Origin of the sequence: Streptomyces sp. NRRL F-2664 (genome assembly GCF_000719345.1) — a bacterium.
GTDB lineage: Bacteria > Actinomycetota > Actinomycetes > Streptomycetales > Streptomycetaceae > Streptomyces.
In genome coordinates this window covers 31,658-45,601 of record NZ_JOFX01000045.1, presented here as the reverse complement: position 1 = coordinate 45,601, position 13,944 = coordinate 31,658, and the positions used below count along the sequence as shown (strand labels likewise).

Genomic DNA, 13,944 nt, shown 5'->3' with positions numbered 1-13,944 from the left:
TTCCCGGCAGTCTTTCGGCTTTCCGGGACGGGGCGGTCGGTCAAGGGTGGAGCGAAGCTCCATCGCGAAGCGACGCGACCGAAGGAAGCGCCCTTGACGGACCGACCCGGCACGGAAGGACGATGGGACTGACGGGAAACCCCCAGACCGTTCCTGATACCGAGCACACGGCTCCCGCCCCACCGAAGCCGCCCCGCGCTGCCCGTCCCCGTCCAGGCGTCTTCCGGCCCCCGTTCCCCCGGCGGAGCGCCCGCGTGGTCCGCTCGTCCCGCCATCGCCCTGCTGCCGCCCTACCCCGCGGCGTCTGCCGCCATCCTGTGTCGGGTTGGCAGGGAGTGTCAGAACTCTGTTGCCGACCAGCGTTTCTGACGTACCGTCATATCCGTTCATCACCGCACCGCACCGCACCGCACCGCACCGCACCGCCGCCCGCCCTGTCCTCGCCCGCCCTGGCCCCCGCCCCGATGCAAGCCGACCTGGAGGTCCGCCATGGCCGTCGACCGGCCCGTCGCGCTCGACGAGTACCCCGTCCACCAGGCCCCCCTGTCGATCAAGCACCTCGTGAGCGGGGACCGGAACGCCTATGACCGGTGTATCTTCCACGTCTTCGACCACGCCGGCCGTGCCGTCCTGATCCTCGGCCTCGGGGTCTACCCCAACGCCGGTGTCATCGACGCCTACGCCACCCTCCGCCTCGGTGACGAACTCCTCGCCGTCCGGGCCTCCGACGCGCTCACCGACGACCGCATGAACCTCTCGGTGGGACCCTTGTCGATCGTCGTCGACGTGCCGCTCAGGCAGCTCACGCTGCGCTGCGCCCCCGATGCCGGCGACGCGCTCGGGCTCTCGTACGACATCACCTGGACCGCGGAGTTCCCCGCCGTCTGGGAGCCCCACCACATCCAGCGGCGCGGCGACCGCCTCATGCTGGAAGGGCGCCGCTTCGTGCAGGCCGGCAACGTCACCGGCACGATCCGGGCCAAGGGCGAGGAGTTCACCCTGACGGCGGGGGAGTGGAGCGGTACCCGCGACCGGAGTTGGGGCGTGCGGCCGATCCCCGGCGAGGAAGGGGGCCGGGCGGCCGAGGAGTACCGGCCCGACGGCTTCCACTGGCTCTGGATCCCGGTCCGGTTCGCCGACCGCTTCGTCATGGTCATCGCCCAGGAGGACGCGGACGGCCACCGCACGCTGAACGAGGCCGTGCAGGTCTTCCCCGAGGACAGCGGCCGGGCCGACGTCCAGCTCGGCTGGCCGCACACCGACATCCGCTACCGCCCCGGCACCCGGCACCCCGAGAGCGCCGTGGTCCACCTCACCGACCCGTCGCGCAAGCCCCTGGAACTGGGTGTGGAGATACTCAACTCCTCCCCGCTGGCCGTCGGCGCCGGCTATCCGCCCGCCGGGGACTGGCAGCACGGCACCTGGCAGGGGCGCGGCTGGAGCGACCGGCGCGTCTACGACCTCTCCCATCCGGCCGCCCATCCCATGGCCGCCTTCGGGGTCACCGACCACTCGGCCCGCTTCACGCTCGACGGGCAGACCGGGCACGGCATCTTCGAGCACGGCAGCTTCGGCCGCCACGACCCCAGCGGCTTCGCCGACTATTCGTCCGTAGCCCCGTAGCCCCGTAGCCCCGTAGCCCCCGAGCCGCATGGCCGCCGATCCCCGTACCGCGCAGCCCTCGCAGGTCCATGTCCGAGCAGGAGAAGGGGTCCCCATGGCCACCGCACCGCGTCCGCGCACCTCCACCCGAGAGCCCGAGGAGCTCGGCCGGCGCGTCGCCGCCTGGCTCGCGCCCCGGCTCCCCGGGGCGCGGGTCACCAACGTCTGCGTCCCCGGTTCGAACGGGATGTCCAGCGAGACCCTGCTCTTCGACCTGGAGCACCCGGACACCCCGCTGCGCGCCTGCGCACTGCGGCTCGCCGCCGACCCGGCGGCCTACACCGTCTTCCCGACCTATGACATGCCGCGTCAGCACCGCGTCATGAGCCTGGTCGCCGAGCACACGGACGTGCCCGTCCCGCGTGTGCAGTGGCTGGAGGAGGACCCCGGGCCGCTGGGCGCCCCGTTCTTCGTGATGGCCCGCGCGCAGGGCCGGGTCCCGCCCGACGTCATGCCCTACACCTACGAGGGCAACTGGCTGCACGCGGCGTCGGACTCCGAACGCGCCGCGCTCCAGGAGGCGAGCATCTCGCTGCTGGCCCGGCTGCACGACCAGTTCCCGGCCAAGGAGGCCGAGTTCCTGCTGCCCGAGGGTGCAGGCAGCCCGCTGCGCCGGCACGTGGAGTCCCAACGCGCCTACTACGCCTGGGTGGTGCGCGGCCTCGCACCGTCCCCGCTGATCGAGCGGGCCTTCGACCGCTTGGAGGAGCTGTGGCCGGCCGACGAGGGCCCCTCCGTCCTGAACTGGGGCGACGCCCGGATCGGCAACGTCGTCTACGACGGTTTCACACCGGTGGCGGTCCTGGACTGGGAGATGGCGGCGTACGCCCCGCGCGAGGTGGACCTCGGCTGGACCGTCTACCTCCACCGGTTCTTCCAGGACCTCACCGTGAGCTTCGGCCAGCCCGGTCTGCCGGACTTCCTGCGCCGGGACGACCTTGAGCGGCGCTACGCCGAACTGACCGGCCACGTACCGCGGGACATGGAGTTCCACACCCTCTACGCCGCCCTGCGGCACGCGATCGTGATGCTGCGCATCGCCTACCGGCAGGCCCACTTCGGCGAGGTCGAGGTCCCTGCGGACCCGGACGGCCTGATCCTGCACCACGTCGGTCTGGCCGCCATGGTGCAGGGAACGTACTGGTAGGCGAGCGGGGCAACGGGCTTCCGGGCGCGGCGGGCGCGTCCGGGCGGTGCTGCCGCTCAGGCCGCCTGGGCGTGCTGCTGGCGCGTCTGCGCCTGCGGCTGGGGCAGGACCGGCCGCACGACGCGGATCGGACGCGAACCCGGGCCGCCCACGTGCGAGAACGGCTGCGTCCGCCAGTCCAGGCCCTGGGGCAGGGCGGGAAGGGCGAAGGGAGCCGGCTCCTGGGCCTCCGCCGTCTGGGGAGCCCCGACGGAGGGGAGGGCGTCGGCGGCGGGCCGGCCGGTGCCCGCGCACACGGTGAGTCCGAAGGGGTTCCACGGGGTCAGGCAGAGCGCGTGCTGCGGGAGGTACTCCTCGTCCGCGACGAGCGCGATCGACTGGCCGCAGTCGGGGCACACCGCGTGGTAAATCTCGAACCCCTCGACGTCGTCGGGGTATTCGCCGTCCTCCGGGTAGGCGTCGTCCCCGGAGTCGAGGGATGCGAGAGGCTCCGGTTCGCTGCGACCGGTGCGCTTGGTGTTCAGCATGGATGTACTCCCCCTTGGGTGGGCCGGGCGGGCAGGTACTTCGGCCTCGGCCACAGCAACCACTTCCCGTCGCGCGTCACGAGTAACCACAACAGACCAGCCTCCACCTGCATACCCCTGTGGCCTTGGTCACATGCCCGGCGCAGATGCCTCCAGTGGGCGGACAGCACTGGGCCTGGAGTGCCTTTGGCCGTAAGTTGAGCGGCTATGAGCGCAATGGAGGAGCTGGACCGCCAGATCGTGGATCTGCTCGTGCGGGACGGGCGGATGAGCTACACGGATCTGGGCAAGGCCACGGGACTGTCCACATCGGCAGTCCATCAGCGGGTACGCCGTCTGGAGCAGCGCGGGGTGATCCGCGGCTATGCGGCCGTGGTGGATCCGGAGGCCGTGGGCCTGCCGCTGACCGCGTTCATCTCGGTCAAGCCCTTCGACCCGAGCGCCCCCGACGACATCGCCGAGCGGCTGTCCGGCGTACCCGAGATCGAGGCCTGCCACAGCGTGGCGGGCGACGAGAACTACATCCTCAAGGTGCGCGTCGCCACCCCGCTGGAGCTGGAGGACCTCCTCGGCCGGTTGCGCGCCCTCGCGCACGTCGCGACGCGGACGACGGTGGTCCTGTCCACGCCCTACGAAGCACGACCGCCCCGCGTCTGACCCCCTGCAGCACGTCCGCCCCGCGTCCGGCACCCCCTACGGGGTACCCGGAGGTCAGGGGGTGCGGGGCGACGCGGGACACTGGTGGGCATGACTGACCGCACCGCCCCCTCCGCCGAAGCCGTCGGAGCACCCACCAGGACCGTCCTCCTCCGCGGGGGCGAGGTACACAGCCCCGCGGACCCCTTCGCCACGGCGATGGTCGTCGAACGCGGCCACATCGCCTGGGTCGGTTCCGAAGGCGCGGCCGACGCCTTCGCGCAGGGCGTCGACGAGGTCGTCGATCTGGGCGGCGCGCTCGTCACGCCGGCCTTCACCGACGCGCACGTCCACACGACGTCCACGGGTCTGGCCCTGACCGGGCTGGACCTGACCGGAGCGGGTTCGCTGGCCGCCGCGCTGGACCTGGTGCGCGCGTACGCCGCGAGCCGGCCCGGCGACCGGGTGCTGCTCGGGCACGGCTGGGACGCCGCCCGCTGGCCCGAGCGCCGCGCGCCGCGCCGCGCCGAGCTCGACGAGGCCGCCGGAGGCCGTCCCCTCTACCTCAGCCGCGTCGACGTCCACTCCGCGGTGGTCACCACCGCCCTGCTCGACCTCGTGCCCGGGGTGCGCCCCGACGGGGACCGGCCGCTGACCGCCGACGACCACCACGCCGTACGGCGGGCGGCGTTCGCCGCGATCACCCCGGCCCAGCGCGCGGAGGCGCAGCGGGCGGCGCTGGACCGGGCGGCCTCGCTCGGCATCGGTTCGGTGCACGAGTGCGGCGGGCCCGACATCTCCTCGGCCGAGGACTTCGCCGGGCTGCTGGCCCTGGCGGCGGAGCGGCCGGGGCCGCGCGTGTTCGGGTACTGGGCCGACCGGGACCTCGCCCTGGCCCGGGAGCTGGGCGCCGTGGGGGCCGCGGGCGACCTGTTCGTGGACGGCGCCCTCGGTTCGCACACCGCCTGTCTGCACGACCCGTACGCCGACGCCTCGCACACGGGGACGGAGTACCTGGACGCGGTCGCCGTCGCCGAGCACGTGGCGGCCTGTACCGAGGAGGGGTTGCAGGCCGGTTTCCACGCGATCGGCGACGCGGCGGTCACCGCGGTGGTCGAGGGGGTCCGGGCGGCGGCCGAGAAGGTCGGCCTGGCGCGGGTCCGGGCGGCCCGGCACCGGGTCGAGCACGCCGAGATGATGACCCCGGCGACCATCGCCGCCTTCGCGGAGCTGGGGCTCACCGCCTCGGTGCAGCCGGCCTTCGACGCGGCCTGGGGCGGCGAGGACGGGATGTACGCCGACCGGCTCGGGGCCGAGCGCGCCCGCACCCTCAACCCCTACGCGGCCCTGCTGAAGGCGGGGGTGCCGCTGGCCTTCGGCTCGGACGCGCCGGTGACCCCGCTCGACCCGTGGGGGACCGTCCGCGCGGCCGCCTTCCACCGGACGCCGGAGCACCGGATCTCGGTGCGGGCGGCCTTCACCGCCCACACGCGGGGCGGCTGGCGGGCGCTGGGCCGTGACGACGCGGGGACCCTCGTCCCCGGCGCCCCCGCCGACTACGCGGTCTGGCGGACCGGGGAACTGGTGGTGCAGGCGCCGGACGACCGGGTGGCCCGCTGGTCGACCGACCCGCGCTCGGGCACTCCCGGACTGCCCGATCTGACCCCCGGATCCGATCTGCCGGTGTGCCTCGCGACCGTGGTCGGCGGGCGGGAGGTATTCGTACGCCCACAGGGGTGATCCGGTCGGCCTCGGTTCGGTACGGGCGCTCGGACCCGGATAGGTTCGGCCGGGTCCACCACAGGACGTCGTGCCGGACGGATCCGTCTGCTCAGCGCGCCCGCGCCTCGGGGGCGAGTGAAGGTTTCGCCGGGCGGCGGGTGGCCCGAGGTCGGGGTCCGGCGGTCCAGTAGACAACGGTCAGGGCGGCCCGCAGCCAGCGGGCGCCGGATCGGCCCGAAGGACCGCGGGCCCCGACCGCCCGACCGGGCCGGGCGGGGAGGCCCGCGGCACCCGCACCGCCGGGGCGGGCCGCGGCCGATGTTCTAGAGTCGTTCTCTGCGACCAGACGTACAGGACGTGCACACGCACAAAAGGGGACTCAGTGAGCGACGGCGGACAGCGGGCCTACGGGCCGCTCGGTACAGCCTTGGTGATCATTCCGACCTACAACGAGGCGGAGAACATCGGGCTGATCGTCGGCCGTGTCCGGGCGGCCGTGCCCGAGGCCCACATCCTGGTCGCCGACGACAACAGCCCCGACGGCACCGGCAAGCTCGCCGACGAGCTGGCGGCCGGTGACGACCACGTGCACGTGCTGCACCGCAAGGGCAAGGAGGGGCTCGGCGCCGCCTACCTCGCCGGCTTCGTCTGGGGTCTGGAGGAGGGCTACGGCGTCATCGTCGAGATGGACGCCGACGGATCCCACCAGCCCGAGGAGCTGCCGCGGCTGCTGACTGCGCTGGCCGGCGCCGACCTGGTGCTGGGCTCGCGGTGGGTGCCGGGCGGCCGCGTCGTGAACTGGCCCAAGACGCGGGAGTTCCTCTCGCGCGGCGGCTCGACGTACTCCCGGCTGATGCTGGACGTCCCGATCCGGGACGTGACCGGCGGCTACCGGGCCTTCCGGCGCGAGACCCTGGAGGGCCTGGGCCTGGAGGAGGTGGCCTCGGCGGGCTACTGCTTCCAGGTGGACCTGGCCCGCAGGGCCGTGCAGAAGGGTTTCCGCGTGGTGGAGGTGCCCATCACGTTCGTGGAGCGCGAGTTCGGCGACAGCAAGATGAGCAAGGACATCGTGGTGGAGGCCCTCTGGCGGGTCACCCAGTGGGGCCTGAAGACCCAGGCGGCCAAGCTGCTCGGCAAGGACACCGGCAGGCGGGGCGGCACCGCCTGACCCGCACGACGGCCCGATCGGGCCCGATCGGTACGACGCCCCCCTAGGGGGGGCGTCCCGTACCTCCGGCTGAGGACACTTTTATCCGGCCCCAGGCACACTGGGTGCTATGACGACCGGCACTGGATCCCTGCGGACGGGCACCTCGACGGCTCCCCGTCGGCGCTCGCCCGCCCGTACCTTCCTCCCCCTCGCCATCGCCGCCTGGCTGATCCTGGAGATCTGGCTGCTCGGCCTGGTCGCCGACGCGGCCGGCGGGCTGGCCGTGGCCGCGCTGATCGCCGGCGGACTGGTCCTGGGCGCGGTGGTCATCAAGCGCGCCGGACGCCGGGCGTTCAAGAACCTCACGGACACCTTCCAGCAGGCGCAGCAGGGCCGGCAGCCCGCCCCGCAGCAGCCGGGCCGGGGCAACGGGCTGACCATGCTGGCCGGCCTGCTCCTGATGCTGCCCGGCCTGCTCTCCGACGTGGCGGGCCTGCTCCTGCTGCTTCCGCCCGTGCGGGCCCTGGTCAGCCGCAGGGCCACGCGCTCCCTGGAGCGGAAGATGGCCTCGGCGCCCGTCGGCAGCTTCGGCGACGCCTTCCAGCAGGCCCGCATCCGCTACCCGGACGGCAAGGTCGTCCAGGGTGAGGTCGTCCGCGAGGACCGGCCGGGCCCCGACGCCGGCCCGGACACTTATCGTCCGCCGCTGGCCCCCTAGGGCTCGCCGGAGCACGCCGAGGGGCCCCGCCGCACGATGTGCGGCGGGGCCCCTCGGCTTGTGCGTTCGTCCGGCTGTCAGGCGGACTTGCGGCTGTCCCGCGGATGCACGGCAATGTTCATGGCGCCGGAGCGCAGGACGGCCAGCCTCTCGGCCAGCACTTCCTCCAGCTCCTCGCGAGTGCGTCGCTCCATGAGCATGTCCCAGTGCGTTCGCGCAGGCTTGCCCTTCTTCTCTTCGGGCCCGTCCCCGTCCACGAGGAGTGCCATGGCGCCACACGCCTTGCACTCCCACTCCGGCGGAATCTCTGCCTCAACCGAGAACGGCATCTCAAATCGATGTCCGTTCTGGCATGCGTACTCCACCGCCTGGCGCGGGGCCAGATCGATGCCGCGGTCCGTCTCGTAGCTGGTAACCACGAGGCGCGTACCGCGGAGAGCTCGCTCACTCATGAATCGTGCCTCCCGGGCTTGTCGCCCACAGGACAGGTGTCGCTGTCGTCGTCATCCGGTCAACGTCCGGTCGGCGGTATAGATTCCCGCTCCGGGTCGTGCGTCGCCCGTCGTACCGCCCCTTGTTGTACCCACCAGTGCCCGTTTTGTCACATCTGGCAGCAGATGTCACCCAACGTCTAGACTTCTTTGGCGCGCAGTAACGGTCCGCCTGGCAGGCCAAAGGCGTACACTACCGGCCCTTCGCTGCAACGTCTAAATCCGTTCGGAATTCGTTCGTGGATCCGGACCGGGAGCGGGTGGGCCCGGGCCTCGGACCCGCGCTCAGATCCGCTCCGGTACAGGATTGCCCGCCGCCTCCACCGCGCGCCGCACCGGCACTCGCGCGAGCAGCAGGAACCCCAGTGCGAAGAAGGCCACCAGCGAGATGATGGCGTCCCGGTAGCTCCCCGTCACCTGGTAGGTCAGGCCGAAGACGAGCGGTCCCACCCAGCTCAGGCCGCGGTCGCTCATCTCGTACGCCGAGAAGTACTCGGCCTCCTTGCCCGCGGGCACCAGGTGCGAGAAGAGCGAGCGCGAGAGGGCCTGGCTGCCGCCCAGCACCAGGCCGATCATGGCGGCGAGGGCGAAGAACCACACCGGCGTCCGCGCCGGCAGGAAGTAGCCGACTCCCAGCGTCACCGCCCACGCGGCCAGCGATGCCAGGATCGTCCGCTTGGCGCCGTAGATGCGGGCCAGCCGCCCCATGCCCAGCGCGCCGCCGACCGCCAGGACCTGCACCAGCAGCACGGCCCCGATGAGGGTGCCCTGTTCCAGCTCCAGCTCCTCCGAACCGTAGATGGAGGCCTGGGAGATCACCGTCTGCACGCCGTCGTTGTAGATCAGGTACGCCAGCAGGAAGGACAGGGTCAGCGGGTAGCGGCGCATGTCCTTGAAAGTGGCGACGAGCTGCTTCCAGCCGCTGACGGCCGGCGCCGCCCCCGGGTCCCGGACCACGGCCCGGTCCCGCAGCCGGCGCAGCGGGATCAGGGCGAAGGCGCCCCACCACAGGCCCGCCGAGGCGAGGCAGATCCGGACGGCCATGCCCTCCGAGACGCCGAAGGCCTCGTGGCCCAGATAGAGGGCCAGGTTCATGACGAGCATCACGGAGCCCGCGGTGTAGCCGAAGGCCCAGCCGCGCGAGGAGACGGTGTCGCGCTCGTCGGGGGTGGAGATCTGCGGCAGGTAGGCGTTGTACAGCACCATCGACACCGACAGCGAGGCGTTCGCCACGACCAGCAGGAAGCCCCCCAACAGGTACCGCTCACCGCCCAGGAAGAACATCGCGGTCGTCGCGGCGGCCCCCGTGTAGGCGGCCGCCGCCAGCAGCGGCTTCTTGCGGCCGGTCCGGTCCGCGACCGCGCCCGCGAGCGGCATCAGCAGGACGGCCAGGATGACCGAGGCCGAGACCGAGTACGCGAAGAAGGAGCCGGCCCGCACCGGTATCCCCAGCGGGTGCACGAAGCCCTCCGCGTCCGCTGCGGCCTTCGCCACCGAGGTGAGGTACGGCCCGAGGAACACCGTCAGGACGCTCGCCGAGTACACCGACACGGCGAAGTCGTAGAAGTACCAGCCGCGCTGCTGGCGCTTGCGCTCGGCGGCAGCGGCCACCAGGGCCTTGTCCGCCCCGGCGGATCTGCCGTCCTCCGCCCCCGGTTCCGCTTCCTCGGTCCGGCTGCTCTCGTCCGCGCTCACTCGTCGTCCCCCTCAGTGGTCCTGTACCGCGACGGCCGCCGCGTCCTGCGCGACGACCGGAAGCGGGTCAGGCCCAGGCGCCGCGCCGGTCCAGCACCGTGCGCAACAAGTCGATGTGGTCGGTCATGATGCCATCGACACCCAGGTCGAGGAGAGCCTCCATGCGTTCCGGTTCGTTCACGGTCCACACGTGCACCTGCAGGCCCCGCTCGTGCGCCGTCTCCACGAAGCGCCGGTCGACCACGCGGATGCCCGCCTGGGTTTCCGGCACCTGCGCGGCCACCGCCCCCACGCGCAGCGCCGCCGGTATCGCGTAGGAGCGCAGCCGCAGCCCGACCACCCCGCGCACACCGTACGAGGTCGCCAGCCGCGGGCCGGCGATCCTCTGGGCGCGGGCCACCCGGCTCTCCGAGAAGGAACCCACGCAGACGCGGTCCCAGATCCCGGCCCGCGCGATCAGGTTGACCAGCGGGTGCAGCGCCGACTCGGCCTTGACGTCGATGTTCCAGCGGGCTCCAGGAAACTCCTCCAGCAGCTCCTCGAAGAGCGGAAGGGGCTCCGTGCCGCCCACCCGGGCCTCGCGCACCTGCTTCCAGGGCAGCTCGGCGATCCGGCCCCGGCCGTCCGTGACCCGGTCCAGCGTGGCGTCGTGGAAGGCGACGAGTTTGCCGTCGGCCGTGGCGTGCACATCGGTCTCGAAATACCGGTAACCCGCTTCGGCGGCCCGGCGGAAGGCGGCGACGGTGTTCTCCAGACCGTCCGCGGCACCTCCCCGGTGCGCGAACGGAATCGGAGCCGGGTGGTCCAGATAGGGATGGCGAAGGCGTACGTGCGTCACGGCCGCAGTATCCCCCCTGTCCGCAGGTGCCGGTGGTACGCAGGGTGAACGGGATGCGGGCGGCCCGGTACGCCCCTGGTGCAAGTGGACTGGCTCGTGGCACGCTGTGCCTCGGACAGCAATCCAATCCAGGCCTTGAACGAGGCCAATCGGACGAAAGTGGACCGCACGCCATGGCCGAATGGACCTCAGCGGTCGGTGCCGCTCAGCTGGCCCGCCTCATCACCTCGCAGCAGGAGCGGAACTCCGTACCCGGTGCCCGCAAGCCGCCCGCCTACCGCACCCTCGCCGACGGGATCCGGCTGCTCGTCCTCGAAGGGCGCGTCCCGGTCGCCGCCCGGCTGCCCGCCGAGCGGGAGCTCGCCGTCGCCCTCTCCGTCAGCCGCACCACCGTCGCCGCCGCCTACGAGGCCCTGCGGGGGGAGGGCTTCCTGGAGTCCCGCCGGGGTTCGGGCAGCTGGACCTCCGTCCCGGCCGGGAACCCGCTGCCCGCCCGGGGCCTGGAGCCGCTACCGCCCGAGGCCCTCGGGTCGATGATCGACCTCGGCTGCGCCGCCCTGCCCGCCCCCGAACCCTGGCTGACCCGGGCCGTCCAGGGCGCCCTGGAGGAACTGCCCCCGTACGCGCACACGCACGGGGACTACCCGGCCGGCCTGCCGGCGCTGCGCCGCATGCTCGCCGACCGCTACACCGAGCAGGGCATCCCCACCATGCCCGAGCAGATCATGGTGACCACCGGGGCGATGGGCGCCATCGACGCCATCTGCAGTATGTTCGCCGGCCGCGGGGAGCGGATCGCCGTCGAATCCCCCTCCTACGCCAACATCCTCCAGCTGATGCGCGCCGCCGGGGTCCGGCTCGTCCCGGTGGCCATGGCCGACGGGCTCACCGGCTGGGACATGGACGTCTGGCGCCAGGTCCTCAGGGACTCGGCCCCCCGCCTCGCGTACGTCGTCGCCGACTTCCACAACCCCACCGGCGCCCTCGCCTCCGAGGAGCAGCGCCGCGCGATGGTCGAGGCGGCCCGGTCCGCGGGAACGGTCCTCGTCGCCGACGAGACCATGGTCGAACTCCAAGTGGAACCGGACCTGGTGATGCCCCGCCCGGTCTGCTCCTTCGACCCGGCCGGCAGCACGGTGATCACCGTGGGCTCCGCGAGCAAGGCCTTCTGGGCGGGCATGCGGATCGGCTGGGTCCGCGCGGCCCCCGACGTGATCCGCAGCCTGGTCGCGGCGCGCGCCTACGCCGACCTGGGCACGCCGGTGCTGGAACAACTGGCGGTGAACTGGCTGATGCGGACCGGCGGCTGGCAGGAGGCGGTGGACATGCGCCGCCGACAGGCCCGGGAGAACCGTGACGCCCTGGTCAGGGCGGTCCGCAGGGAGCTCCCCGACTGGGAGTTCGAGGTCCCGGCCGGCGGCCTGACCCTGTGGGCCCGCGCCGGCGGCCTCTCGGGATCCCGGCTGGCCGAGGTCGGCGAGCGGGTCGGCGTACGGGTCCCCTCGGGCCCGCGGTTCGGCGTGGACGGCGCCTTCGAGGGCTACGTGCGGCTGCCGTTCACGGTGGGCGGCCCGGTGGCCGAGGAGGCGGCCGCCCGCCTGGCGGCGGCGGCCCGCCTCGTGGGCACCGGCGCGGGCGACAGCTCGGGAGAACCCCCGCGCACGTTCGTGGCGTAGAAGAAGGACAACCCGCCCCGGCACGGGCCCCGCACCACGGGGGTTGTGGTGCTACGACGGCTCCGGCGCGTCGAGCGCCTTCACCAACGCAGGCTCCGCCGCCTCCGCCGGACCCTCCGCCCCCGCAGGACCGGGCTGCCGCTCCGGCAGGAGCTCCAGCACGGCCTGCCGGTACGCCGGATGCGCGGCCTCGTCGTAGGGATCCGGCGTGGCCGGCACCTGGAGCCGGTGGACCGGCCCCGTGCCGAGCCGCGCGTACCCCCGCCCCGGCGGCACCTGCGACGGGGGCGTGGTGTGCGGCGGCAGCCCCAGGACGTCGGTGATCTGCTGGATCGCGGCGGGCCCGAGCACGATGCGCGCCCGGGTGTGCTGCCACACCGCGTCGTGGAGCATCTCCAGGTGGTCGAACGGTTCGGCCACGACCACCGTGATGTGCGCGGGCCGCCCGTGGCGCAGCGGCACCTGGAGGTGGCCCATGGGGTCGGGACCGCCCTCCGCGACCGCGAGGTGCGCGAGCACGCTGGGCTGGTCCAGCAGGATCCACAGCGGGCGCCGGGTGTCCTCCGGCGCCGGCCGGCCGGCCTCGCGGGCCCGGTGCGTGGCGATGAGCCGCCGTTCGGTCTCCTGCGCGGCCCACTCCAGGGTGGCCACCGCGCCGACCGGCCCGCACTCCACGGCGAGGACGCCGGCGCGGCCGGTCAGGCAGGCGTACTCGCCGCTGCCGCCGCCGTCGACGACCAGGACGTCGGCGCCGTGCCGCAGGGCCTGCAGGGCGAGGGAGCGGAGCAGGGTGGAGGTCCCGCTGCCGGGCTGGCCGACGGCGAGCAGGTGGGGTTCGGTGGAGCGGGGGCCGGTGCGCCAGATCACGGGCGGGACGTCGCGGGGCTGCTCGCCGTCCAGTACGGGCAGGGTGCGCTGCACGGTCCGGGCGTCGGTGAAGCCGAGCACGCTCTCCCCGGGCGAGGTGACGAACGGCTGGGCGGCGATGCCCGTCGGCAGCGCCGCCAGCACGCTGAGGTCGAGCTGGTTGCCCTCCTCGTCCCAGTCGAAGAGGTACTCCCGGCCCCGCCCGGACTTGGCGTGCAGCAGTGCCTCGATCCGGGCCCGTGAGGCGGCCTCGCCGTCGGTGAAGTAGGCCGGGTAGCGGATGTGGAGCCGGGTGATCCGGCCCGCGTCGTCGAACTCGTAGCCGCTGAAGGCCTTGTCCCACTCGCCGCCGTGGGCGAAGAGGGGGGTGGGGTCCTCCGGGATGGAGAAGTACGGCACGAGGGCCTCGTAGAGGGCGCCGAGCCGTTCGGCCTCGGCGTCGCTGGGTCCGGTCCTCGCCGGGGTGCGGTCGCGTCCCCGCCAGGCCGCCGCCGCCATCAGGGTGATCATGGCGAGGAGCGGTCCGTAGGGGACGAGCGCGACCACGAGGACCAGGGCGGCGCCCAGGAACAGGGCGGGTCCGCGCTTGTCCGCAGGCGTTTCGGACCACCTGCGCCGCCCGGCCGCGGCCAGGATGCGCAGGCCCCGTCCGATGACGAGGAGCGGATGGAGGACGTCCGTGGCACTGTCGGCGGCCGTGCGAGCGAAGTCGCGGCCCCGGGCCAGCGACGCGGTGCCGCTGCTGAGAATGCGGGGGAGTGGGCGCCGGGCCACGGGCGTCTCCTGGAGTTGTGGTGATCGGTCTTCCGGGTGGG

At 73.2% G+C, this 13,944-nt stretch carries 12 protein-coding genes; 7 read left to right on the top strand and 5 right to left on the bottom strand.

Translation table 11 applies throughout. The features are described 5' to 3' along the window. Nucleotides 1-489 precede the first annotated feature (489 nt). Nucleotides 490-1,623, top strand: coding sequence for a hypothetical protein (locus IF89_RS0129800; protein ID WP_030774708.1), 1,134 nt, complete (start codon nucleotides 490-492; stop codon nucleotides 1,621-1,623). Nucleotides 1,624-1,717: 94 nt separating this feature from the next. After that, on the top strand, nucleotides 1,718-2,809 hold the full coding sequence (locus IF89_RS0129795; RefSeq protein WP_030774705.1) for a phosphotransferase family protein: 1,092 nt from the start codon (nucleotides 1,718-1,720) through the stop codon (nucleotides 2,807-2,809). 56 nt (nucleotides 2,810-2,865) lie between these two features. On the opposite strand, the gene IF89_RS0129790 is transcribed toward IF89_RS0129795, so the two are convergent. Then, on the bottom strand, nucleotides 2,866-3,336 hold the full coding sequence (locus IF89_RS0129790; protein WP_030774703.1) for a hypothetical protein: 471 nt from the start codon (nucleotides 3,334-3,336) through the stop codon (nucleotides 2,866-2,868). Between the two features lie 216 nt (nucleotides 3,337-3,552). Here IF89_RS0129790 and IF89_RS0129785 point away from each other — a divergent pair, with 216 nt between their 5' ends. From IF89_RS0129785 to fxsA, 4 genes are all read left to right on the top strand, one after another. Next, complete coding sequence (locus IF89_RS0129785) at nucleotides 3,553-3,993, top strand: Lrp/AsnC family transcriptional regulator (protein ID WP_030774701.1); 441 nt, start codon at nucleotides 3,553-3,555, stop codon at nucleotides 3,991-3,993. 90 nt (nucleotides 3,994-4,083) lie between these two features. Further along, nucleotides 4,084-5,712, top strand: coding sequence for an amidohydrolase (locus IF89_RS0129780; protein ID WP_030774699.1), 1,629 nt, complete (start codon nucleotides 4,084-4,086; stop codon nucleotides 5,710-5,712). A 364-nt stretch (nucleotides 5,713-6,076) separates the two neighbouring features. Continuing rightward, nucleotides 6,077-6,862 carry a polyprenol monophosphomannose synthase gene (locus IF89_RS0129775; protein WP_030774698.1) on the top strand — a complete coding sequence of 262 codons (786 nt, stop codon included), beginning with the start codon at nucleotides 6,077-6,079 and terminating at the stop codon, nucleotides 6,860-6,862. A gap of 109 nt (nucleotides 6,863-6,971) precedes the next feature. Then, nucleotides 6,972-7,562, top strand: a complete 591-nt coding sequence (gene fxsA / locus IF89_RS0129770; protein ID WP_030774697.1) for an FxsA family membrane protein — start codon at nucleotides 6,972-6,974, stop codon at nucleotides 7,560-7,562. A gap of 77 nt (nucleotides 7,563-7,639) precedes the next feature. Here fxsA and IF89_RS0129765 read toward each other — a convergent pair whose 3' ends face one another. The 3 genes from IF89_RS0129765 to IF89_RS0129755 form a co-directional block, all read right to left on the bottom strand. Continuing rightward, entirely contained in the window at nucleotides 7,640-8,014 is a 375-nt protein-coding gene (locus tag IF89_RS0129765) for an RNA polymerase-binding protein RbpA (RefSeq protein ID WP_007262928.1), read from the bottom strand. 324 nt (nucleotides 8,015-8,338) lie between these two features. Then, nucleotides 8,339-9,667, bottom strand: a complete 1,329-nt coding sequence (locus tag IF89_RS0129760; protein WP_043194576.1) for an MFS transporter — start codon at nucleotides 9,665-9,667, stop codon at nucleotides 8,339-8,341. 148 nt (nucleotides 9,668-9,815) lie between these two features. Then, nucleotides 9,816-10,586 carry a glycerophosphodiester phosphodiesterase gene (locus tag IF89_RS0129755; protein WP_030774694.1) on the bottom strand — a complete coding sequence of 257 codons (771 nt, stop codon included), beginning with the start codon at nucleotides 10,584-10,586 and terminating at the stop codon, nucleotides 9,816-9,818. Nucleotides 10,587-10,759: 173 nt separating this feature from the next. Here IF89_RS0129755 and IF89_RS0129750 point away from each other — a divergent pair, with 173 nt between their 5' ends. Further along, a complete protein-coding gene (locus IF89_RS0129750; RefSeq protein WP_030774692.1) occupies nucleotides 10,760-12,262 on the top strand; it encodes a PLP-dependent aminotransferase family protein in 1,503 nt (500 codons plus the stop codon). A 51-nt stretch (nucleotides 12,263-12,313) separates the two neighbouring features. Here IF89_RS0129750 and IF89_RS0129745 read toward each other — a convergent pair whose 3' ends face one another. Then, nucleotides 12,314-13,903, bottom strand: coding sequence for a membrane protein (locus IF89_RS0129745; RefSeq protein WP_030774690.1), 1,590 nt, complete (start codon nucleotides 13,901-13,903; stop codon nucleotides 12,314-12,316). Nucleotides 13,904-13,944 lie beyond the last annotated feature (41 nt).

Coding starts and splice junctions, on each gene's coding strand:
- IF89_RS0129800 (WP_030774708.1), top strand. CDS start 490: ATGGCCGTCGACCGGCCCGTCGCGCTCGACGAGTACCCCGTCCACCAG.
- IF89_RS0129795 (WP_030774705.1), top strand. CDS start 1,718: ATGGCCACCGCACCGCGTCCGCGCACCTCCACCCGAGAGCCCGAGGAG.
- IF89_RS0129790 (WP_030774703.1), bottom strand. CDS start 3,336: ATGCTGAACACCAAGCGCACCGGTCGCAGCGAACCGGAGCCTCTCGCA.
- IF89_RS0129785 (WP_030774701.1), top strand. CDS start 3,553: ATGGAGGAGCTGGACCGCCAGATCGTGGATCTGCTCGTGCGGGACGGG.
- IF89_RS0129780 (WP_030774699.1), top strand. CDS start 4,084: ATGACTGACCGCACCGCCCCCTCCGCCGAAGCCGTCGGAGCACCCACC.
- fxsA (WP_030774697.1), top strand. CDS start 6,972: ATGACGACCGGCACTGGATCCCTGCGGACGGGCACCTCGACGGCTCCC.
- IF89_RS0129765 (WP_007262928.1), bottom strand. CDS start 8,014: ATGAGTGAGCGAGCTCTCCGCGGTACGCGCCTCGTGGTTACCAGCTAC.
- IF89_RS0129750 (WP_030774692.1), top strand. CDS start 10,760: ATGGCCGAATGGACCTCAGCGGTCGGTGCCGCTCAGCTGGCCCGCCTC.